Genomic DNA, 20,087 nt, shown 5'->3' with positions numbered 1-20,087 from the left:
CGTTCCCCAGCCACACTCATTTCTTGGCAGCGATGTTTACTCGTCGGTTGCTAGCTCAGCGAGTTCTTCAGCCGTCCATACCTTGTTCATTGGCCCTTGCCGTGAAGCAAGATAGTTGTGGGCGTACTGGTATCGCTCATGCTTATCAAAAGGCTTGATGAGGAAACAGCGTCCACCCGAATCACTGTTCACTCCTGGAATCCAGTCAATAATTCTGCCGCCTTCAAGGAGGAATCCTGCATAGGATGCAAGAAAGATTGATTGGTTCTCAACGAGTGAGTCAACATCTTCTTGCTTGACTCTCCAGTGTCCAGTAACTCGAAGTGTGCCAGCGCATATCCGTTTCCACACCTCTGGTGAGACGTTTGCTTTCACATCTTCTAAAGGCTTCTTGCACCAGTCTCGACCCCACGTAGCATCGAAATAAGGAGAGGGAACCATTTCAGCATCCTCCAAACCTATCGATGCGATAAGAGCCTGTTCTCCTTGCTCAAGGTGTAGGGGACGATTTCTAGCTGAAGCTAAGAAACCTAGATCCCATCCTGCATACTTCTGATTCCTTTGGTTTGCCCCATCCGGATAAACAGAAATCAGATTGAGATCGATTAGCTTCGTCATCGTGTTCGAGCCGACCCCAAGAATCTCCTTGGCAGTTTCAAAGCCATACGTGGCTTCATCAAATGAATACATCATGATTTAGTTTCCTTTCGATCAGGTCACCGAGGTGACGTGTCTTTTTTGGACTGGATAACGCTTTCTGCGCCTCCGTACCTCAATGTAATCACACTCCGACCACTCACGTCAAGTACATCAGATAAATTCACCTAGTCTCAATTTTAGGAGCGTGATCATGAGCCTATTCAACTGGCTACGCGGCACCACTAGCCGAAAAAGTGATGATCACCTGATCGGCTCTAGTTACAGTTTCTTGTTCGGGCCGACATCTTCTGGCCGGCCGGTGACGGAGCGCTCGGCGATGCAAATGACCGCCGTGTATTCGTGCGTGCGGATCTTGGCTGAGGCGATAGCCGGGCTGCCCCTGCACGTATACCGTTACAAGGACGGTGGCGGCAAGGAAAAAGCAGTCGATCACGGCTTGTATCGGCTGTTGCATGATGAACCTAACCCCGAGATGACCAGCTTCGTGTTTAGAGAAACGCTTATGACGCACCTGTTGTTGTGGGGGAACGCGTTTGCTCAGGTAGTGCGTAACGGTCTAGGCGAAGTGATCGGGCTGTATCCGCTGCAACCGAATCGGATGAGCGTAGGAAGGGATCTGGACAGCAAGGCTTTGTATTACGAGTACCAAACCAGCTGGGACGAACCCGCAGGAGAGTACCAAACCATTCGGCTTACCCCTAGCGATGTGCTTCATGTTCCAGGTCTTGGTTTTGATGGGTTGGTTGGTTATTCCCCGATCGCGATGGCAAAAAACGCTATCGGGCTCGCGCAGGCTACCGAAGATTACGGTGCTTCATTTTTTGCTAATGGTGCGGCTCCTGGCGGTGTACTCGAGCATCCCGGCACGATCAAAGACCCTTCTCGGGTGCGTGAGTCTTGGCAGGCAACGTTTGGTGGCGCGAAGAACGGCAATAAGGTTGCGGTGCTTGAGGAGGGAATGAAATACACTCCGATCTCGGTAAGCCCGGAGCAGGCACAGTTTTTAGAAACACGGAAGTTTCAGGTGGGCGAAATCGCCCGAATATTTCGTATTCCGCCCCACATGATCGGTGACCTCGAAAAATCGAGTTTTAGCAATATTGAGCAGCAGAGTCTCGAGTTTGTGAAGTACACGCTTGATCCGTGGGTAATCCGCTGGGAACAAGCCATAAGTAGAACCCTGCTCACCCCGAGGGAAAAGAGCGAGCTGTTTGTGAAGTTCAACGTTGAAGGGCTGCTGCGCGGGGATTACCAGTCGCGTATGGAGGGATACGCGGTAGCTCGCCAAAACGGGTGGATGAGCGCTAACGATATCCGAGAGTTAGAAAACCTTGACCGGATAGAGGCGGCTGACGGCGGGGATCTGTACCTGGTGAACGGAAACATGCTCCCGCTTCCGATGGCTGGGGCTTATGCCGACTCCCAACAAGCCGAAGAAGGCGATCCGGGTGATGAAGTGCCTGAGGAAGAACCTAAAGAGAACCAACTATTGAGGAGGAGAATGTGAAGCGTTTTTGGAACTGGCTAACCCCACAGGAAACCAGCTCGAACAGTGATAGGGGTGAAAGGGTTTTGCGTATTAACGGGGTTATCGCTGAGGAATCATGGCTAGATGATGAGATAACCCCAGCGGTTTTTTCCTCCGAGTTAAACGCGGGGTCTGGGCCGGTCACTATCTGGCTGAATTCGCCTGGCGGTGACGTAGTGGCAGCTGCTCGTATCTATAACATGCTGCTGGATTATCCCGGTAAAGTCACGGTGAATATTGACGGGATCGCGGCATCGGCGGCATCTGTGGTTGCTATGGCGGCGTCCACGGTGGCAATGAGCCCGGTTTCGATGCTCATGATCCATAATCCCGCCACGCTCGCTATGGGTGATAAAACCGAGCTGTCGCGTGCCCTCGACATGCTCGAATCGGTCAAAGACTCGATTATCAACGCCTACCAGCTAAAAACTGGCCTGTCCCGAGCGAAACTGTCCAAGCTCATGGATATGGAGACATGGATGGACGCAACAGCTGCTATCGACTTGGGGTTCGCAAATGAAATCCTCACCAGTAAACAGGCCCCTGCTCCAGACAAAGACGACGAACCCAATAAGGCCAATCCTGACAAGGGTGATGATCCTGGTGATGGAGAGGATGAAGAATCGGTGAGCAAGAAAGTACCGGGGCGAGCGAAAAATGAGCGCGGCGTGGTGTTTTCCAGAAAGGTTTCAGAGCAACAACTTGTTGCCCAACTAGCTATGCACGGTAAAAGTGCTGCCCCTCCCGGGCCGCCGCCTCCTGTAAGTGAACATCCTTGTTTAAAGCCCGCTGCCTCTTGTGGTCGGCGGGTTGTTGATTTATACGCCCATTTAACCAACCAACCCCATTAACTAAGAGAGGAAATATTCCATTATGACTACTGTTACTGATTTGTATACCCGGCGCGCCCAAACCTGGAATAAGGCTAAGAAGTTTCTAGATGAGCGCCGCGATAGCGAGACTGGCTGTCTAAACGCCGAAGATGACGCGGCCTACGCCAAAATGGAGGCTGAAATTGAGGCACTTAGCGGCGAGATTGCTCGATGTGAGCGAGCCGAACACCTAGAAAACACTCTTGCCAAGGCAACCCGGGCACCCATCACAGCAACACCAGGTGCTGGATCAGACGAGAATGTGGGCAAGGCGAAGCCTGCCCGCGCTACCGCCTCCTACAAACACGCATTCTGGGATGCGATGCGGCTTAACACCTCCCCCATGGAAGTGCGAAACGCGCTAAGCGAGGGCGTGGATTCTGAGGGCGGATACCTAGTACCTGACGAGTTCGAACGCACCCTAGTGCAGTCTTTAGCCGACCAAAACATCATGCGCACCCTCGCCAAGGTTATTCAGACCACCAGCGGGGATCGTAAGATCCCTGTCGTGTCTACCCATGGCACCGCTACCTGGCTGGATGAAGGCAAACCATATAGCGAATCCGATGAAGCCTTCACCCAAATCTCCCTGTCGGCATACAAGTTGGGTACCTTCCTGAAAATCAGCGAAGAACTGCTCAACGATGCAGCGTTTAACGTTGAACAATACCTAGCGAGCGAGTTTGCTCGCCGTATTGGAGCTGCTGAAGAAGAAGCCTTCCTGGTTGGCGATGGTAAAGGTAAACCCACCGGCATCTTCAATCCCACCGGGGGCGCAGACTCTGGCGTGACCAGCGCCAAGCCTACCGACATTAGCGCTGATGAACTCATCGATTTGCACTATAGTTTGCGCTCCCCCTACCGGGCGCGCGCGGTGTGGCTGATGAACGATGCAACCGTCAAAACCGTACGAAAGCTCAAGGACGGTAACGGGCAGTACCTGTGGCAACCGGCGATAACTGCTGGGACTCCAGACATGATCCTTGGCCGACCCGTCTACACCAGTGTTTTTGCACCTGAGCTTAAAGCAGGGGCGCGCACAGTAGCGTTCGGTGACCTCGGTTTTTATTGGATTGCTGACCGGCAAGGCCGCTCCTTCAAACGCCTAAACGAGCTATTTGCAACCACCGGGCAGATCGGGTTCCTCGCCTCCCAACGCCTAGACGGCAAGCTCGTCTTGCCCGAAGCGATCAAGGTGCTTACCCAAAAGACCGCAGGGTAAACCATAAAAATAGTTAGGAGGTGGCAGCCATGAAAACAGACGAACTCATGGCCTTAGTCAAGCAGAATCTACTGGTCGACCATAGCGAGGATGATTCTTTGATTGCCTCGTTTGTTTTGGCTGCCATCTCCTATGCCACCGCTTACCAACATCTGCCCGAGGGCTACTACCAAACGGAGCCCATGTCGCAGGCAACCCGGCAAGGCATTATCATGCTCGCCACCCATTTCTACGAATCCAGAGATGGAGCAACCGCCGGGTTTTGGGCAGACAAAACCGATGCTGCCCGCGCCGTGTGGAACGCAGTCAACACCCTGCTTCGCCTGGATCGGGACTGGAAAATCTAAAGAAAGGCACGCCTTGTGGCAACGCTAGGCAAAATGAGCGAGCACATCGACCTAATACAACCTGTAGTGGTTAAGGACGCTGCCGGGTTCGCCACGACTCGTGACGAGGTTATAGCTTCGGTGCGCGCATATATGGAAGTGCGGCACGCTTCACCGGCTTGGGTCAACCGCGCCGCCTACACCAAAGCAGACCTGTTATTTAGGATCCGAGCAATACCCGGCATAAAAATAACCGAGGCGATGCAAATCAGCTCCGCACACGGCAGGTGTGTTATTGATGCGGTCGAATACCTCGGCCGCTATGTCGAAATTTTGGCTCACCGCACCGAAGCAGAAGGAACACCCTGATGGCTCGCGTACAAATCAAGCTTCCCAACGATTTCATTGACGCACTCGACTCAGCCAGCAACATCCTTGATAACTCCGCTGAGCAAGTGCTTAAAGCCGGGGCTAATATCGTGGAGCCGCGTATGCGCTCTAACCTTTCTGCAGCAATCGGTTCGAATACAAAACGACCCTCGCGCTCTACCGGTCAGCTCGCCAAAGCGCTAGGAACCGCGCCAGTAAAAGTCAATAGCCGCGGAGACTACAACGTCAAAGTTGGTTTCGCCGAGAACCGAGACGATGGTAGAGCTAACGCACTAATCGCTAACGTCCTCGAACATGGAAGAAGCAATCAACCAGCCCGCCCGTTTCTAGCTCCCACGCGTTCACAAACCAAGCGAGCCGCAATAGACGCAATGAAACAAACCCTAGCTACGCGAATCCAGCAGGTGAAACCATGAGCGGGCTTTTAGAAAACCTAAGCCACATAGCTAAACAACTCGGGCTCTCCTATGCAGTCAGCTGCTACACCGATTCCCCAGCCCCAGACACGTATCTAGTCTTCACCCCGTTAACAGATTCTTTCGACATCTTCGCCGACAACACCCCCGGTATTGAGGTCGAAGAAGTCCGCATCGCACTGTTCACGAAGACCAACTACCTGGGGCTGCGTAACCAGCTCACCCGAGCCCTAATTGATGCAGGGCTGACGGTGACCGCCCGCCGCTATATCGGATACGAGGCGGATACCGGTTTTCACCACTATTCCATCGATGTTTCGAGTTTTAGAGCCTGTCCTTAAGAGTTTGCAATGATGAGGAAAGTCAAAAATCCGATGAACAAGATCTCCAGGACTAACCCGGTGACGTTAATGACTTTTTCGCTCTTTTCAGGCCAGAATCTGGCTAGCAGAGCAAAAACTGCTAAGCCAGTAGCGGCTCCAGCAGTGTTCATTATGACATCGGTGATATCGCTGACCCCAATAGCGAAAACGTACTGAACGACCTCGAATGCCACGCTTGCTAAAAACGGTGGGAGCAATTGAATTAACCATGAGCGCCGTTTCAACAACATCCTCATGTACATGCCAAACGGGATGAAAATAAGGAAGTTGACCGCGATCTCATCAAAGAAGTTCGACCCGTAAAGATTCGCAGAATCTGTAAATGGGATCAGATTTAAGTAGCGCGCATGCCGCATGCTCAGTATGTCGTCAACGCTGGTGGCGAATTTGAACAGCACCATCCACAACAACAAGAGCAGATAAATCCCGAACACCGCATAGGTCAAGCATCGCTTTTTCTCTCTCATGTCCCAATTCTATCTTTCGATGACATCTAACGAAAATTACTACCCAAAAGGAGAAACATCATGGCAACTATTGGTTTAGACAAGCTCTACTACGCGAGCATTAGCGAAGATTCCACCAGTGGTGAGGAAACCTATGCCGTTCCTAAACCGCTCGCTAAAGCAATATCTGCAGAATTGTCTGTGGAGGTGGCTGAGGCGATTTTGTATGCCGATGACGGGGCATCCGAGATTGTCAAGGAATTCAAATCTGGAACGCTCACTCTTGGGGTTGATGATCTCGGGGCAGAGGCTGCAGCTGCCTTAACTGGTGCGAGACTGGACGCCAACGGGGTACTTATCAGCACTTCTGAGGATGGTGGCGCACCCGTGGCTATTGGTTTTAGAGCTGCACGCTCTAACGGGAAGTACCAGTATTTTTGGCTTTACCGCGTCAAATTTGCTCTGCCGGGAACCACGCTGGCGACCAAGGCTGATTCGATCACGTTCTCTACCCCGAGTATTGAGGGAACGATCCTGCGGCGTAACAAACCCGACGCTACCGGCAAGCATCCATGGAAAGCTGAAGTCACCGAAGGAGCGGTCGGCGTGAAAGCTGAGACGATCTCCAGCTGGTACACCCAGGTGTATGAGCCTGCCGCTACAACCAGAATTAAACCGACTAACAACTAGAACAGCAGGTAAGCCATGACAGCGAAAACCCAAACCAGCCCGACAGGTGGCCCCTCTTTAAAAAGCGCGACAATCACTATCGCAGGTCAAGAATACGAACTAGTTCTCACTACCCGCGCGACCCGCCTTATAGCTCAACGTTACGGAGGGCTAGAACATTTAGGTCAAGCCCTGGAAACTAGCGAAGATATGGATAAGTCACTCGGTGAGGTAATCTGGCTCATCGCCCTGCTCGCTAACCAGTCCGTACAAATACACAACCTCACCCATCCAGACGATAAGCGCCCAGAGCTAACCGCAGAAGCAGTAGAACTCCTAACTGTGCCTGCAGATTTAGCTGACTACCGAGAGGCTATCGCCCAGGCACTCCAACGCGGCACCCGGCGAGCAATCATGACCGAGACCCCAGCCCCAAAAGGGCAAACCAAGAAAAAGGACACCTAATAGATAGTGACGAGGCAATCTTTACCCGCCTGACCTATATCGGGCTCGCCCACCTGGGACTGACCCGCATGCAAATCGACCTGACCATATTCGGTGAACTATTGGACCTGGTGGACTGCTGGCGCATCGAAACCGGCAGAGCACAGCCGAAACGCATCTGGTTTATCGACGATATTATCCCCGCCGGGGTTTAGCAATCTCGGTGAGGCAATGGTGATACATCTACGAGACGAGCAAATTCCCTCCGTGCCGCATCTTCAATTTCATCCCACGAAAACAATTACTTGAGGTAAGTACAGCGAGAGGTATTCGCCTCTATAGCAAGAATGCGTTGTAGTACATCCTTGTCGTCTTTTAGGAGTCCCAGCGCCTCTAGAATCCATAGCCGAAGCTCGGGTCGCCAATTGAACGAGTCACTATCCCAGACCGTCTCGGCAGAAAAATCGGTGTGCTCCCGTTCTCTCGTATTTCCAGGGTCACCCTCAACCTCAACATTTGGTTTCGTCCGATATTCGTAGTACTCCTTCGACAAGAATACTGAAGCGGCGTGGGTGCGAACAGAGAACCACCAGCGGCTCCCCTTGGACTGGGGAAAACGCGTTTCGAAAGCATCAGCTAGTGGTGTGGGCGCGGTTAATTCAGCAAGTACCGCCCCGAAGTCCTCTGCGCTCATTCCCATGCTCGTGTCTTTCACAAATTAATCCATTCGTCTCCATTTTACCTCGGAGGGGGTGTCTGAGCATGGCTGATTCGTCTTTTGGTTTGAAGATTGGCCTTGAGGGTGAGCGGGAGTTTAAGCGCGCGATCACGGATATTAATCGTGAGATGCGGGTTTTGGGATCCGAGATGAAGTTGGTGGCTTCTCAGTTCGATAAGAACGATAAGTCTGCTTCAGCGTTGACTTCTCGTAACCAGGTGTTGGGCAAAGAGATTGAGGCGCAAAAAGCCAAGATCCAGACCCTTAAGAGCGCTCTTGATAACTCTGCTACCAGTTTTGGGGAAAATGATTCTCGGACGAAGAATTGGCAGATTCAGCTCAATAACGCCCAGGCGACTTTGAATGGTCTTGAGGGTGAGCTTAAAGAGAACAATTCTGCTCTTTCCAAGTTTGCTGATGAGGCTGACGGTGCGGGTGATGATGCGAAAACTGCAGCTAAGGACACTTCACATCTAGAAAATGCTGTAGATGATCTGGGCTCTCAGATGGATGGTACCAGTTCGAAGACCCGCATTTTTGGTGACGTGCTTAAAGCCAGCCTGGCAGCGGAAGCTGTTGTTGGTGGGGTTAAAGCTATCGGGCACGCCATCGCGGGTATCGCTAAAGGCTTCGGCTCAGCGATGAAGGATGGTTTGGACTATAACGCCCGGATGGAGCAATACACCACCTCGTTTACCACGATGCTGGGTGATCAAGCCAAGGCCCAAAAACTAGTCAACGACCTGAAGGTCGAGGCGGCTCGTACTCCGTTTGGGATGGAGGATCTAGCCAAGGCCACCCAAACGTTGATGGGGTTCGGCATGAGCGCTGAAGAATCCCAGGTACGCCTCAAACAGTTAGGTGATATCAGCCAGGGGGATGCTGGAAAGTTCGAATCCCTCACGTTGGCATTTGCTCAAATGAGCTCTACTGGCAAGCTTACTGGTCAGGATTTGAACCAAATGATTAACGCGGGCTTCAACCCTTTAGAGGAGATTTCCCGAAAGACCGGTAAAAGTATCGGCGAGCTCAAAGAAGAAATGGCTAAGGGCGCGATCAGTGCGGATATGGTTGCGGATGCGTTCGCTAGTGCCACAAGTGAGGGTGGCCGGTTTTATGGGGCGATGGATGCCCAATCCAAAACCTTCTCTGGCCAACTAGCTACGCTAAAAGACGGGGTCGATAACCTTAAAGGCCTACTTGCTGGAGGTTTGACCACAGTCTTGGCTGGCACGGTGATGCCGATGGTTAATGGTTGGGTCGATGAACTCACCGAAGCGTTCGAGACCGGGGGCGCACCGGCCTTTATCGACACCCTGGGGCAGATCTTGAAGGAAGCCCTGGAGTTTATTTCTAGCCAGCTCCCGCAAGTGGTAGATACCGGAATGAGTATCCTCACCGCTTTGTTGGAGGGCATTATCGCTGTTCTACCTTCCTTGGCAGAAACTGCCGTGACGTTGATTGTCGCATTGGTGGAAGCAATTATTGAGGCACTTCCGAGCCTGTTGGAGGCAGCGGTCCAGATTATCGCCACCTTGGTAGCTGGTATCGGCGAGGCTCTACCGGAGTTGATTGGTGCGATTATTTCTTTCTTAATCGGGGCGATCCCCCAGATTATCGAAGCTGGTATCCAGCTGTTAACGGCGCTGGTTGGTGCCTTGCCTGAAATTATTACCGCTATCGTCGCAGCCCTGCCACAGATCATTACAGCCGTCACCAACGGCGTGCTCGGTGCGATCCCGCAACTGATTCAAGCCGGTATTCAGTTGTTTGTGGCTTTGATCGGTGCCTTACCTCAGATCATTAACACGATTGTGGCTGCGTTGCCTCAGATCATTGGTGCGGTAATCTCTGCCTTGATTGGTGCGATCCCGCAGCTGATCCAAGCCGGCATCCAGCTACTAACAGCACTTATTGGTGCGCTACCGCAGATTATTGGCACGATTGTTTCCGCCATCCCGCAAATCATTGGCGGGATTGTTTCGGCCGTGCTTGGTGGTGTGGGCCAGATGGTTTCAGCTGGTGCCTCCTTGGTGTCTGGTTTGTGGCAGGGCATCCAGTCGTTGGCAGGCTGGTTGTGGGACAGGGTTTCTAGCTGGGTATCGAGTATTTGGGATGGGATCCTAGGATTCTTCGGTATCCACAGCCCCTCCAAACAAATGGCGTGGGTCGGTGACATGCTCGTAGCAGGCCTGGCCGGAGCAATCACCAGTGAGGGCCATAAGGCAGCCGATGCAGCAAAAGACATGGCTAAAGACACCATGGGTTCCATGGACGAACTCGCGGCGGGCATTGATGTGCCAATCAACATCAACGATACGGACTTGCATCTACCGAATGTAGATCTGGCACCAGCAGCCATTCGACACCCCGATGTCAACCCATCACCAAATGAGGCTTCGCCTGTGGATGTGGAGGGCATCGTCGATACCACTGCGAGGCGGATCCTCGGTGCCTTGGATGTTCAGGTGGTGCTCAATGATGGGACACTCGTCGGCAAGCTGGCTCCGCGCATCGATGCTCAGCTCTCGCGGCTATCAAGACGCAACAACCTAATCATGGCGGGAGCGTGAGACGATGTATGGGTTTACTCTCGACCATAAGATCTCCTCGAAACAGTTGGGCTTGCGGTTCACCGCACCCGTAGAGATCCCAGCCGCCACACGGCGGGTAGACGATATCGAGGTGGCAGGTCGCGCCGGTTCTTTAACCCGGTTTGCTGGCTGGGACGATACGGAAATCAGTCTGCCGCTAGCAGTCCAGGGTGGCGTGGAGGCTTACCGGGCGGTGGCGTTTGCTCTGGCTAATGCTTCGACGGTTGGGTTTAGTGGCGAGCCTGGCTTGTTCAGGTATTTGAAGCACGTCGAGGTGTCGCCACTGGTTCGTGAGATGGGTTCTTGGGGCATGTTCCAGGCAGAGCTGACATGTGCCCCGTTTACCTATTTGGATGCCGGCCTGAAACCGGACACAATCAATGCTTCCGGAACCCTGCTGAATCCCGGATTGTTGCCTGCTGATCCGGTCATCACTGTGTTTGGTACCGGACAGTTGGAGTTGACGATCAACAGCACCAAGCATGTGGTGGCATCCCCAGCTGGACAGGTGACCCTCGATTCTGCCCGGTTGGTGGGGCACGTGGCTGGTAAAGCCCAAAGCGACGCCCTAACCGGTGCCTTCCCACAACTGCAACCTGGTACTAACCAAATCGAGTTCGGTGCTGGGGTCTCGAAGATTGTGGTACAGCCCAACTGGCGCACCCTATAGCAGAAAGGCCTATTGATGATTAGCGTCCACAACCGCGCCGCCCAGACTTTTACCGCCACTGGTTTGGCTGTTCTTGACCGCGAGATCATTGACCCGGTCGTGAGCGAGGAACTAGGTAGCCACTTCATGTTGTCGTTTAGTTACCCAGCTGATGGTTCAGCAGCCAAGCACCTACGTCTTGAGAACATCGTCGCAACACCCGTACCTGGCGTGGAAGATCGTCAGGGTTTCCGTATTGCTGAGGTGGTCACCACGCTCGGTGGAATGCTTGAGGTGACAGCTCATCACGTGTTTTATGACCTTTCTGCGAACCTTGTCTCCGACACCTATGTGGTCAACAAAACCGCCGCTGATGCACTAAAGCAGCTTCTTGATGCTGCTAATAGCAAGCACGGGTTTACAGCATCTAGCTCCGACACCAGCACTCGTGCTTCGGCTCGTATCGTGCGTCAGTCTCTAGCCGCTGCAATCCTAGACTCCAAGGCAGACAATAGCTTTGTCTCGCGGTGGGGCGGCGAACTGGCCTTCGATAACTGGCACATCCACCATGCACCCCGCAGAGGCCGAGACGCTGGCGTGGTGATCAGGGATCGTAAAAACCTAACCGGCTACGAAGCGACGCTGGATTACACAACTGTGGTGACCCGGATTCTGCCGGTCGGCTATGACGGGTTGTTACTGCCGGAACTGTATGTCGACAGCCCCCGAATCAATGATTATGTGGCTCCGCGTATCAAGGTCATCCGCTATGGGCAGGTCAAAGCCATTAAAGATGCGGACAAACCGCGTGATGATGAGCTGCCACTTGCGCAGGCTCACGCGAGATTGCGTGAACTAGCTAAAGCAGAGTTCTCTAGTTGTTATGTCGATCAGCCGGCGTCCTCATACAAGGTGTCATTCGTCGATCTGGCTAGCACTCGCGAATATGAGGGTTTTCGTGACCTAGAAACCGTGGCTCTCGGCGATACTGTGACGGTTCGCCACAGCGACCTCAATGTCGCACTGACCGCTAGGGTCGTTGCCTACGATTACAATCCGCTGGCTGGCGAATACATCAGCATTGAGCTGGGCAGCGTGGCGGGTAAGTTCACCGACATCACCCACGCTATTAATACCGCTCGCACTGAGGCTGCTGAGGCTAGCCAGGTGGCAGGTGTGGCGCTCGCGTCAGCTGATGGGAAGAACACCAACCACTATGGCACCACCCAACCGGTATCAGCCAGGCTGGGGGATGTGTGGTTTAAAGACAACGGTGAGCAAGTAGGAATCTGGATATATAAGCTCACCGATACTGGTCAGCCCGGATGGGTCAGTCTTGCCACCGATTTGAACGCGGCTCAACTGGCGGCGAACCTGCAAGCAGCTAAAACCCAGATCGCGCAAGCAAACGCTAGCGTTGAGCAAGTCCAAGCAAGCCTTAAACAAACCCAAGGCGAGCTAGTAAAAACCAGTAGCGATACAGCGACTGCAAAAGCTCAAGCCGAAAAAGCTCTCCAGGATGCTACCAATACTCAAAATGCTCTAGAAGCATTCAAAGTGCAGGTAGCAGATGAAACCAAAAACATTAACTCCTCCTTGACGATGGTTTCAGACAACGTGAACCTGAGAGTTAAAAGAGCCGAGATTATTACCCAAATCAATCTATCGAATGAAACCGTGCTGATTGATGCAGCAAAAGTACACATCAGTGGGCAAACCTCAATCGATGACGGCGTAATCGGTACCGCAATGATTGCCGATGCGGCTATCACTAACGCTAAAATCGGTGAGCTGTCCGCAGATAAAATAACCACCGGCACCCTAGCGTCCGCGCGGATTGCCGCCGGGAGCATCACTAGCGATAAACTCACGATCGCTAACGGATACATCCAAACAGCAATGATCCGCGACGCGGCTATAACCTCCGCGAAGATCGCTTACATAGATGCCAGCAAGATCACCACTGGTCTGCTTGACGCCAACCGGATCGCTGCGGCATCCATTACGGCAGATAAGCTTTCCGCTAACGCTATCCAGGTTGGTCTTGCCGGATGGACAAGCAATATTCGCATCAACCCCACTCAAATCTCCTGGTATAACGGTTCACAGTTGGAAGGGAAAATTACTAGTACCGGGATGCAGTTTTGGTACGGGGATAGATATATCGGGGAAATGGCTCGGCGTAGCCGTAAAGATAAACCTGACGTGCAAGGAATAGCTAACCAGTTAGCCTACAAAGGCGATTATGTTGCCTGGACGTATCAAACCTCTGCTGGTGGTAATTTCTATACCTGCCTGACTTTAGATCCTAAAGGCCGTTTCTATGACAGCGCGGGAATTCACTTAGGCAGTGACCTTAGAACCAACGGCCACAAGTTTTACACCAGTGCGAACAGGTATGTAACTTTGCAAGACTGTACTCTTTCAGGCAGGGGCACCCATCCAGGCTGGGTCGGGCCAAGCAGCCTTGCCAAAGTAGTATTCCACACCTATGACGTCATGGTTGTAACCAACGGTTCGTTTTACAACATGACCCGACTCTTTGACCGAGTAAAAGACCTGATGAGTAGAGTCAACGGGTTGATCGGACTTCTTAACCAGGGCTGGATCACTTCTATTTCGGGGTCTGGATCCAACATTTCCTGGAGATATTTTTCCAACACGGGCTATAGCCAAATGTCTACCAACCTCGCTTAAAGGAGAGCATCTAATATGAGAATTCTTCTTCCTAATAACCAACTTGCCCCAATAGCAGACCTACTATCTGAAATGAGTTTGAAACCTGCCGCCTCTAGGGCGCGGACAAAACTTCTTCATTTGGTACGTGAAGCCAATATCCGTTTCGCAGCCGACGAGTACGACCTGGTATGCCAATACGCTCTTCTCGATAGCGCAGGTAAGCCCGTCATTGACCCAGGCGGTACTTTCAGCCTCGCTGACCCGGTAAAAGCACAAGAATTCTTCACGGCAAGAAGCGAGCTTTTCGAATCTGTCGCCGAGGTGTCAGGACCTACCTACACAGGTCATCTAACTGACCTGAAAACCTTGCTAGATAATTTTGACAATGAATTATCTGGGGCTGCAGCAGAAGCATTCGATGTGCTTGTTGATGCTACTACCATGGCGCTCACCAAGGAAGTATCTGATAGCTAATGGATGAACAACCTATAGTTCCAATTCCATCTGACCCAAAACCAACCCCGCCTGCCCAACCTGATGACGAGACAGGCGTGATGGTTCAGCCACGTGAAACACACCTTGATTTGAGCGAACCAATCCTGGAAGTCCTCACCAACCCCAACCTGCCAGATCTAAAACCTTAAAGGTTGCACAATCTTTTACTTACGCCTGCCAGTTTTGGTGGGCGTTTTTCATATTCATGCCCTACACGCAGTCGTGTCCGGCATTCTTTCGCTTACTTTGAAAGGAACCATTCAATGAATATCAAAGCTATCTGGACTGGTATCCAAGGCGCCATCACCGCTATAGGTGCTTGGCTAGGAGCCTTTCTCGGTGGAGCCGATTCCCTGCTCTACGCGATCGTAGCCTTCACCATCATCGACTACGCCACCGGAATACTAGCCGCAATCAACGCCCACAAACTATCCAGCTCGGTAGGGTTTCGCGGTATCGCCCGCAAAATCCTAATCTTCGCCCTCATCGGACTAGCCCACTTATTGGACGTGCATGTTCTTGGCACCCCCGGAGTGCTACGCACCGCCACCATCTTCTTCTACCTATCCAACGAGGGCATCTCCATCCTCGAAAACGCAGGGCTACTGGGCCTGCCGATCCCGGGCGGACTACAACAAGCATTAGACACAATCAAGCAAACCGGTCAAAACCAGCCCGCTTTAAAAACCGGTTCAGCACCACCTGCTAAGGCGAGCAGTCCAGATAAATACTCCCCGCCAACCCCTCAGGCAGGCCAGACCAGCCCGGGCAAATATCTGCCCCAACACGCCCGGCCCGACGAAATAGAAAAACCATGAAAACATGCATGAAAACATTCCTTAAATTCTTGGCGCTCCTAGCAGTCTTAACGCTACTTACCGCCGGGATCTGGCTCGTTTTCGCCATATTCCTTTCATGGATACTGACCCCGATTATCTACCTGATCGCACTTTTTATCCTGGCCATCGGCTAAACCAACCAACAAAGAAACGGAGAACCCAAAATGAAGAACTGGAACACTCTAGAAGCTGACCTGAACCTTTTGATGAACAAACACTTCACCAAAGGCAGACAAGGCCGATCCATCAACAAAATAATCCTGCACCACAACGATGGGAACCTTTCCATACAAGGATGCTGGAACGTATGGCAAACCCGACCCGCCTCCGCGCACTACCAAGTAGAAACCAGTGGCCGCATCGGCCAACTCGTCTGGGATCGGGACACTGCCTGGCACGCGGGAAATTGGGTAGCCAACACCACATCGATTGGAATCGAACACGCAGACGCATCCACCCACCCCTACCGTATCTCCGATGCCTGCCTAGAAAACGGGGCGCACCTGGTCGCCGCCCTGTGTCACTACTACAAGCTCGGCCGACCCTGTTGGGGTAAAAACGTATTCGGACACCGCGACTTTTCCGCAACCGAATGCCCTGCCTCCATAGCCGGATCCCAACACGCAACCTACATGGCCAGAGCCGGCTACTGGTACGACCAAATGAGCTCCGGCAAAGCGTCAGCTACGCCAGCACCTGCCTCGAAGCCTGCGCCTACTGGCTGTAAGAGCATCGACACTCTCGCACGTGAAGTCATCAATGGTTCGTGGGGTAACGGCAACGAGCGCTACCAGCGGCTCACCGCGGCCGGGTTCAACTACGACGCCGTGCAAGCCCGCGTCAACGAAATCCTCGGGCTCAAATCCAAACCCGCAGGCAAGTCCATCGAGACCCTCGCTCGTGAGGTGATTCGTGGGGATTGGGGTAACGGGAAAGAACGCTACAACCGCCTCACCAATGCTGGCTACAACTACCAACAGGTACAAAACCGCGTCAACCAAATCCTCAGCTAACCAGCCGAAGGCAACAACTGAATAACCACGCTGAATAAGAGCCGCTCTGGCGAGACTTCACCGTCTTGCTGGGGCGGCTCTTTTTCGTTTCTACCCGTCCGGTTCGCTCCTTCTTCACGGGCGTATGGCGCCATCACAAAAATGGACCGTCCGGATTGGGCATCTGGGGTGGCTTAAAGCGACAGCAGGTTAATCGAGTTAGGAGCACGCTATGGGTTTTGATACCAGAGAACAGCACGCAATCCAGCAGGTGCACGCTGACCACGTACCATATCGGCGCATTAGCCAGATCCTGGGTTTGCCACCAACATCGGTTCTTCGTTTTGTTAATGCCCTGCCAGCAAGCACCAGGTCTGTTCTTGATGATGTGCTCGGTTGGTGCCCGTGGTGTGGGAGTCGTCTATATCGACGTACCGACGGTAAGCTGCAGCGTTTTTGCAGTGAGGAGCATCGGCGTGCCTGGTGGAAAGCACACCCTGAGGCGAAAAGGCGCACTGCTATCTATACTTTCACCTGCGCTGGCTGCGCAACCACATTCACTGCCTACGGCAACAAGAAACGCAAGTATTGCTCCCATGCCTGCTACGTGACCCACAGAGGCACGGCATGAAAGCGGTTCAGATGAAACATGAGGCAGTCTGCAGGGTCACGCTCGCACTTGCCGAAAAACTCCGCGTAGCTGGCGCCATCTCTCAGGGTGATTATCAGCGGATACGAGATACTCTCATTGGTTCGTATCATCCTGCGATTATGGCGCTGTTATTGCCGCAGCGACTGGATAAATCTGGGCTTCAGAGTGATGTATAGAAGCAAAGGTTCACACCGAACGTGATACAAGGAGACGCGCATGAAAATCCGCAAACTACCACCCAAACCAGCAGCGTTGAAGCTCAGGCGGGTGGCGGCGTATGTGCGGGTCTCACGCGAATCCGAGCGCCTCACTCACTCGTTCTCTGCTCAGGTCTCCTACTACAACAAGCTGATCAGCTCAACGCCAGGCTGGGAATACGCCGGGGTCTACAGCGACTACGCAACGACAGGTACGTCTATCTCGGGGCGCGGCGAGTTCAACCAGATGATCGAGCAAGCACTCGCAGGGAGCATCGACATTATTCTCACCAAATCGATTAGCAGGTTTGCCCGCAACACCGTCGACCTACTAAGCACTGTGCGAGCCCTGAAAGCCGCTGGGGTGAGCGTGCGTTTTGAACGTGAAAACATCGACACCGCCAACGCTGAGGGCGAAGTCCTCCTCACTTTGCTAGCCTCGTTCGCGCAAGCCGAATCCGAATCCATCTCGACTAATGCGAAATGGGGCATCCGCAAAAAATACAAGGACGGTCTGTTGCATTCGCGCCAACCCTACGGATACCACTACCACCACGGCCAGCTCAACATCGTTGAAGAAGAAGCCGTGATTGTGCGGCGTGTGTTCAGCGAGTTTCTTGATGGGATCAGCCCGGAGAAAACCTGCAAACAAATGAACCAAGAGGGTTTGCGTTCACGTGGTGGCGGAAAGTTTCGCGCCTCGGTGACCCGCGATTGGCTGGAGAACCCCACCTATATCGGTATCGCAATCTTGCAACAGTACTTCAGTGCTCATGCCGGAGATAACACACCGACTCTGAATCGTGGCGAGCTCACGAAATATATTGTGGAAGACTCCCACCCAGCCATCATCACGCGAGAAGTGTTTGATGCTGTTCAAGCAGAGCTAGCCAGGCGGCGTGCCACGGGCGGACGCGGCTTGACCCCAACCGGTGGCAGTAGCGCTCTTACGCACCGTATCACCTGCACTATCTGTGGCAGGAACTATCATCGGCGTACCCGCCGCTTGGCACACTCGACTTATAAATATTGGTGGTGCGAAACCGCCACGAAAGGCAAGGGCAACCCCTGTCATGCTCATCAACTACGAGAAGAAAACCTGCACACCATCATCAAGCGCTTGCTTGGGATTCATGGTTGGGACGACCAGCAGGTAGTTGATCGGATCGAGCGGATTGAGGCCAACCCGGACTGGCTCCTCACTATCCAGTTCACCGATGGTCGCACAACCACGGTCGATTACCGCACAGGCACAGAGGTGAATGCCTGATGCCGAAAGTCACTACAATTCCGGCTACGAAAAAGATACACACCTCACCCACGGCTTTGCCCTCGCTTCGCAGGGTTGCTGGCTATGCTCGCGTCTCCACCGATGACGCTGAGCAGGCGAACTCCTATGAGGCGCAAGTGGATTATTACGAGCACTACATCAACAACCACGACGGCTGGCAGTTCGTTGCTATTTACACTGACGAGGGAATCTCCGGCACCTCCACGAAGCACCGTGACGGATTCAACCGCATGATTACTGATGCTCTCTCGGGAAAAATCGACCTCATCGTCACAAAAAGCGTCTCGCGCTTTGCTCGCAACACCGTCGATTCATTGACGACGGTGCGGAAGTTGAAAGACAAAGGGGTGGAGGTGTTTTTCGAGAAAGAAAACATCTGGACACTCGATTCCAAAGGCGAACTCCTCATCACCATCATGTCCAGCCTCGCCCAAGAAGAATCCCGCTCCATTAGCGAAAACGTCACCTGGGGTCAGCGCAAACGCTTCGCCGACGGGAAAGTAAATATGCCATTCAAGAACTTCCTCGGCTACGACCGTGGCTCAGATGGTAGCCCGGTTATTAACCCCGAACAGGCCGAAACCGTGCGCCGGATCTACCGCCACTATCTCGAAGGTATGAGCATCCCCCAAATCGCAGCCTCCCTCGATGCAGACGGGATTCTCACTCCTCGGCGTAAACACAAATGGAGCCACACCACTATCCAGTCCATTCTCACCAACGAGAAATATAAAGGTGATGCTCTGCTGCAAAAATCCTTTACTGTGGATTTCTTGACCAAAGAGGTCAAACCCAATCACGGCGAAGTGCCCAAGTATTACGTGACGGGATCTCACCCAGCCATCATTGACCCTGAAACGTGGGAACTCACCCAAGCGGAATTCGCTGTTCGCGGCACAGGCAGGCGTGAACGCGCCTTCACAGGCAAGGTTTACTGTGCTCACTGCGGCGCAGCCTATGGCAGTAAAACGTGGCACTCCACTAGCAAGTATCGCGCCGTCATCTGGCAATGCAACCACAAATTCTCTACACCTCACCCAGGTAAAATGCCGATCCTGCGTGATGAACAGCTCCAAGCCATGTTCCAGAGCGCGCTCGCCCAGATCATCGAGCAACGCGGCCTCATCGATTGGAAACTCTTGCAAACCGTACTCACCGACACCAGCGAGCTAGAAACCCAAGCTGCTGAGCAAGCTGCTGAAATCGAGATCGCCACGAAACTGATTGAGCAAGCTATCAACGCGAATGCACATAAATCCCAAAACCAAGATGACTACCATCAACGCTTCAAGAAACTGGAACAACGCCAGCGTGAAGCCATCGACGCCTACGAAGCAACCATGGCGGAGATTGAGCGTCGCACAGGCATCAAAGCCACACTCAACCACTACCGGCGCACCCTCACCACACTAGACAGTGTAGGCGACTTTAACCCCGCTACCTTCCACGCTCTGTGCCAACGCATCGAGATAGCACCAAGTGGCAAAGCGACCGTGATCTGGAAAGACGGAACCAGCACACCAGAGCAATAGCGGCAAAGCTCAACATCTAAAAGCCAGCACCGATCATTTCGGGTTAAGGGTCAAAAAGTGTGTCCGGAATCGCGGATTTTCACGGATTGACCT

The 20,087-nt window shown here is 53.0% G+C and carries 23 protein-coding genes; 20 read left to right on the top strand and 3 right to left on the bottom strand.

The features are described from left to right. Positions 1-36: 36 nt before the first annotated feature. Positions 37-693, bottom strand: coding sequence for a hypothetical protein (locus PG728_RS08735; RefSeq protein WP_270627121.1), 657 nt, complete (start codon positions 691-693; stop codon positions 37-39). 157 nt (positions 694-850) lie between these two features. Between PG728_RS08735 and PG728_RS08730 the strand changes: the two genes are divergently transcribed. Genes PG728_RS08730 through PG728_RS08700 form a run of 7 tightly spaced genes read left to right on the top strand, consistent with a single transcriptional unit; the run spans position 851 to position 5,755 of the window. Further along, complete coding sequence (locus PG728_RS08730; protein WP_270627119.1) at positions 851-2,167, top strand: phage portal protein; 1,317 nt, start codon at positions 851-853, stop codon at positions 2,165-2,167. Further along, a complete protein-coding gene (locus PG728_RS08725) occupies positions 2,164-3,039 on the top strand; it encodes a head maturation protease, ClpP-related (protein WP_270627118.1) in 876 nt (291 codons plus the stop codon). Before PG728_RS08730 ends, PG728_RS08725 begins: the two co-directional genes overlap by 4 nt. A 22-nt stretch (positions 3,040-3,061) precedes the next feature. Beyond that, complete coding sequence (locus tag PG728_RS08720) at positions 3,062-4,282, top strand: phage major capsid protein (RefSeq protein ID WP_270627116.1); 1,221 nt, start codon at positions 3,062-3,064, stop codon at positions 4,280-4,282. A 29-nt stretch (positions 4,283-4,311) separates the two neighbouring features. After that, a complete protein-coding gene (locus PG728_RS08715; RefSeq protein ID WP_048707971.1) occupies positions 4,312-4,629 on the top strand; it encodes a head-tail connector protein in 318 nt (105 codons plus the stop codon). Between the two features lie 15 nt (positions 4,630-4,644). Next, on the top strand, positions 4,645-4,977 hold the full coding sequence (locus PG728_RS08710) for a phage head completion protein (RefSeq protein WP_333558175.1): 333 nt from the start codon (positions 4,645-4,647) through the stop codon (positions 4,975-4,977). Next, entirely contained in the window at positions 4,977-5,414 is a 438-nt protein-coding gene (locus tag PG728_RS08705; protein WP_270627111.1) for an HK97-gp10 family putative phage morphogenesis protein, read from the top strand. The genes PG728_RS08710 and PG728_RS08705 overlap by 1 nt, the downstream gene beginning before the upstream one ends. After that, positions 5,411-5,755 carry a hypothetical protein gene (locus PG728_RS08700; protein ID WP_270627109.1) on the top strand — a complete coding sequence of 115 codons (345 nt, stop codon included), beginning with the start codon at positions 5,411-5,413 and terminating at the stop codon, positions 5,753-5,755. Before PG728_RS08705 ends, PG728_RS08700 begins: the two co-directional genes overlap by 4 nt. Here PG728_RS08700 and PG728_RS08695 read toward each other — a convergent pair. After that, entirely contained in the window at positions 5,752-6,264 is a 513-nt protein-coding gene (locus tag PG728_RS08695) for a VanZ family protein (protein WP_270627107.1), read from the bottom strand. The genes PG728_RS08700 and PG728_RS08695 overlap by 4 nt on opposite strands. A gap of 60 nt (positions 6,265-6,324) precedes the next feature. On the opposite strand from PG728_RS08695, the gene PG728_RS08690 reads away from it, so the two are divergent. Further along, positions 6,325-6,933, top strand: coding sequence for a major tail protein (locus PG728_RS08690; RefSeq protein ID WP_270627105.1), 609 nt, complete (start codon positions 6,325-6,327; stop codon positions 6,931-6,933). Positions 6,934-6,948: 15 nt separating this feature from the next. Beyond that, the gene (locus PG728_RS08685; protein ID WP_270627103.1) at positions 6,949-7,377 is read left to right on the top strand and encodes a polysaccharide deacetylase family protein; all 429 of its coding nucleotides are present in this window, start codon (positions 6,949-6,951) and stop codon (positions 7,375-7,377) included. Between the two features lie 280 nt (positions 7,378-7,657). On the opposite strand, the gene PG728_RS08680 is transcribed toward PG728_RS08685, so the two are convergent. After that, positions 7,658-8,071, bottom strand: coding sequence for a hypothetical protein (locus tag PG728_RS08680; protein ID WP_270627101.1), 414 nt, complete (start codon positions 8,069-8,071; stop codon positions 7,658-7,660). A 47-nt stretch (positions 8,072-8,118) separates the two neighbouring features. Here PG728_RS08680 and PG728_RS08675 point away from each other — a divergent pair, with 47 nt between their 5' ends. From PG728_RS08675 to PG728_RS08630, 11 genes are all read left to right on the top strand, one after another. Further along, positions 8,119-10,647: a phage tail protein gene (locus PG728_RS08675; RefSeq protein ID WP_270627099.1), complete on the top strand. Its 2,529-nt coding sequence runs from the start codon at positions 8,119-8,121 to the stop codon at positions 10,645-10,647. A 4-nt stretch (positions 10,648-10,651) separates the two neighbouring features. Then, positions 10,652-11,338, top strand: a complete 687-nt coding sequence (locus tag PG728_RS08670; RefSeq protein ID WP_270627097.1) for a hypothetical protein — start codon at positions 10,652-10,654, stop codon at positions 11,336-11,338. Between the two features lie 15 nt (positions 11,339-11,353). Further along, complete coding sequence (locus PG728_RS08665) at positions 11,354-14,014, top strand: phage tail spike protein (RefSeq protein ID WP_270627151.1); 2,661 nt, start codon at positions 11,354-11,356, stop codon at positions 14,012-14,014. 15 nt (positions 14,015-14,029) lie between these two features. Beyond that, positions 14,030-14,470, top strand: a complete 441-nt coding sequence (locus PG728_RS08660) for a DUF1617 family protein (protein ID WP_270627095.1) — start codon at positions 14,030-14,032, stop codon at positions 14,468-14,470. Next, positions 14,470-14,640 (top strand): hypothetical protein, encoded by a 171-nt coding sequence (locus PG728_RS08655; RefSeq protein ID WP_270627093.1) that lies wholly within the window; start codon positions 14,470-14,472, stop codon positions 14,638-14,640. Before PG728_RS08660 ends, PG728_RS08655 begins: the two co-directional genes overlap by 1 nt. A gap of 114 nt (positions 14,641-14,754) precedes the next feature. Next, positions 14,755-15,309, top strand: a complete 555-nt coding sequence (locus PG728_RS08650) for a phage holin family protein (protein WP_456300840.1) — start codon at positions 14,755-14,757, stop codon at positions 15,307-15,309. Between the two features lie 185 nt (positions 15,310-15,494). Next, positions 15,495-16,343: an N-acetylmuramoyl-L-alanine amidase gene (locus PG728_RS08645; RefSeq protein ID WP_270627091.1), complete on the top strand. Its 849-nt coding sequence runs from the start codon at positions 15,495-15,497 to the stop codon at positions 16,341-16,343. Positions 16,344-16,554: 211 nt separating this feature from the next. Then, a complete protein-coding gene (locus PG728_RS08640; RefSeq protein WP_270627089.1) occupies positions 16,555-16,953 on the top strand; it encodes a hypothetical protein in 399 nt (132 codons plus the stop codon). Further along, positions 16,950-17,150, top strand: a complete 201-nt coding sequence (locus tag PG728_RS09375; protein WP_408648226.1) for an SHOCT domain-containing protein — start codon at positions 16,950-16,952, stop codon at positions 17,148-17,150. Before PG728_RS08640 ends, PG728_RS09375 begins: the two co-directional genes overlap by 4 nt. A gap of 103 nt (positions 17,151-17,253) precedes the next feature. Then, a complete protein-coding gene (locus PG728_RS08635; protein WP_270627087.1) occupies positions 17,254-18,441 on the top strand; it encodes a recombinase family protein in 1,188 nt (395 codons plus the stop codon). After that, the gene (locus PG728_RS08630) at positions 18,441-19,994 is read left to right on the top strand and encodes a recombinase family protein (RefSeq protein ID WP_270627085.1); all 1,554 of its coding nucleotides are present in this window, start codon (positions 18,441-18,443) and stop codon (positions 19,992-19,994) included. The genes PG728_RS08635 and PG728_RS08630 overlap by 1 nt, the downstream gene beginning before the upstream one ends. Positions 19,995-20,087: the final 93 nt, after the last annotated feature.

The organism is Varibaculum timonense, assembly GCF_027694345.1.
Taxonomy (GTDB): Bacteria; Actinomycetota; Actinomycetes; order Actinomycetales; family Actinomycetaceae; genus Varibaculum; species Varibaculum timonense_A.
This window is presented reverse-complemented; position numbering and strand designations above follow the sequence as displayed.

Bases quoted from the DNA above. Each gene is read 5' to 3' on its own strand.
- PG728_RS08735 (WP_270627121.1), bottom strand. From the start codon at position 693: ATGATGTATTCATTTGATGAAGCCACGTATGGCTTTGAAACTGCCAAG.
- PG728_RS08730 (WP_270627119.1), top strand. From the start codon at position 851: ATGAGCCTATTCAACTGGCTACGCGGCACCACTAGCCGAAAAAGTGAT.
- PG728_RS08720 (WP_270627116.1), top strand. From the start codon at position 3,062: ATGACTACTGTTACTGATTTGTATACCCGGCGCGCCCAAACCTGGAAT.
- PG728_RS08715 (WP_048707971.1), top strand. From the start codon at position 4,312: ATGAAAACAGACGAACTCATGGCCTTAGTCAAGCAGAATCTACTGGTC.
- PG728_RS08705 (WP_270627111.1), top strand. From the start codon at position 4,977: ATGGCTCGCGTACAAATCAAGCTTCCCAACGATTTCATTGACGCACTC.
- PG728_RS08700 (WP_270627109.1), top strand. From the start codon at position 5,411: ATGAGCGGGCTTTTAGAAAACCTAAGCCACATAGCTAAACAACTCGGG.
- PG728_RS08695 (WP_270627107.1), bottom strand. From the start codon at position 6,264: ATGAGAGAGAAAAAGCGATGCTTGACCTATGCGGTGTTCGGGATTTAT.
- PG728_RS08690 (WP_270627105.1), top strand. From the start codon at position 6,325: ATGGCAACTATTGGTTTAGACAAGCTCTACTACGCGAGCATTAGCGAA.
- PG728_RS08685 (WP_270627103.1), top strand. From the start codon at position 6,949: ATGACAGCGAAAACCCAAACCAGCCCGACAGGTGGCCCCTCTTTAAAA.
- PG728_RS08675 (WP_270627099.1), top strand. From the start codon at position 8,119: ATGGCTGATTCGTCTTTTGGTTTGAAGATTGGCCTTGAGGGTGAGCGG.
- PG728_RS08670 (WP_270627097.1), top strand. From the start codon at position 10,652: ATGTATGGGTTTACTCTCGACCATAAGATCTCCTCGAAACAGTTGGGC.
- PG728_RS08665 (WP_270627151.1), top strand. From the start codon at position 11,354: ATGATTAGCGTCCACAACCGCGCCGCCCAGACTTTTACCGCCACTGGT.
- PG728_RS08660 (WP_270627095.1), top strand. From the start codon at position 14,030: ATGAGAATTCTTCTTCCTAATAACCAACTTGCCCCAATAGCAGACCTA.
- PG728_RS08655 (WP_270627093.1), top strand. From the start codon at position 14,470: ATGGATGAACAACCTATAGTTCCAATTCCATCTGACCCAAAACCAACC.
- PG728_RS08650 (WP_456300840.1), top strand. From the start codon at position 14,755: ATGAATATCAAAGCTATCTGGACTGGTATCCAAGGCGCCATCACCGCT.
- PG728_RS08645 (WP_270627091.1), top strand. From the start codon at position 15,495: ATGAAGAACTGGAACACTCTAGAAGCTGACCTGAACCTTTTGATGAAC.
- PG728_RS08640 (WP_270627089.1), top strand. From the start codon at position 16,555: ATGGGTTTTGATACCAGAGAACAGCACGCAATCCAGCAGGTGCACGCT.
- PG728_RS09375 (WP_408648226.1), top strand. From the start codon at position 16,950: ATGAAAGCGGTTCAGATGAAACATGAGGCAGTCTGCAGGGTCACGCTC.
- PG728_RS08630 (WP_270627085.1), top strand. From the start codon at position 18,441: ATGCCGAAAGTCACTACAATTCCGGCTACGAAAAAGATACACACCTCA.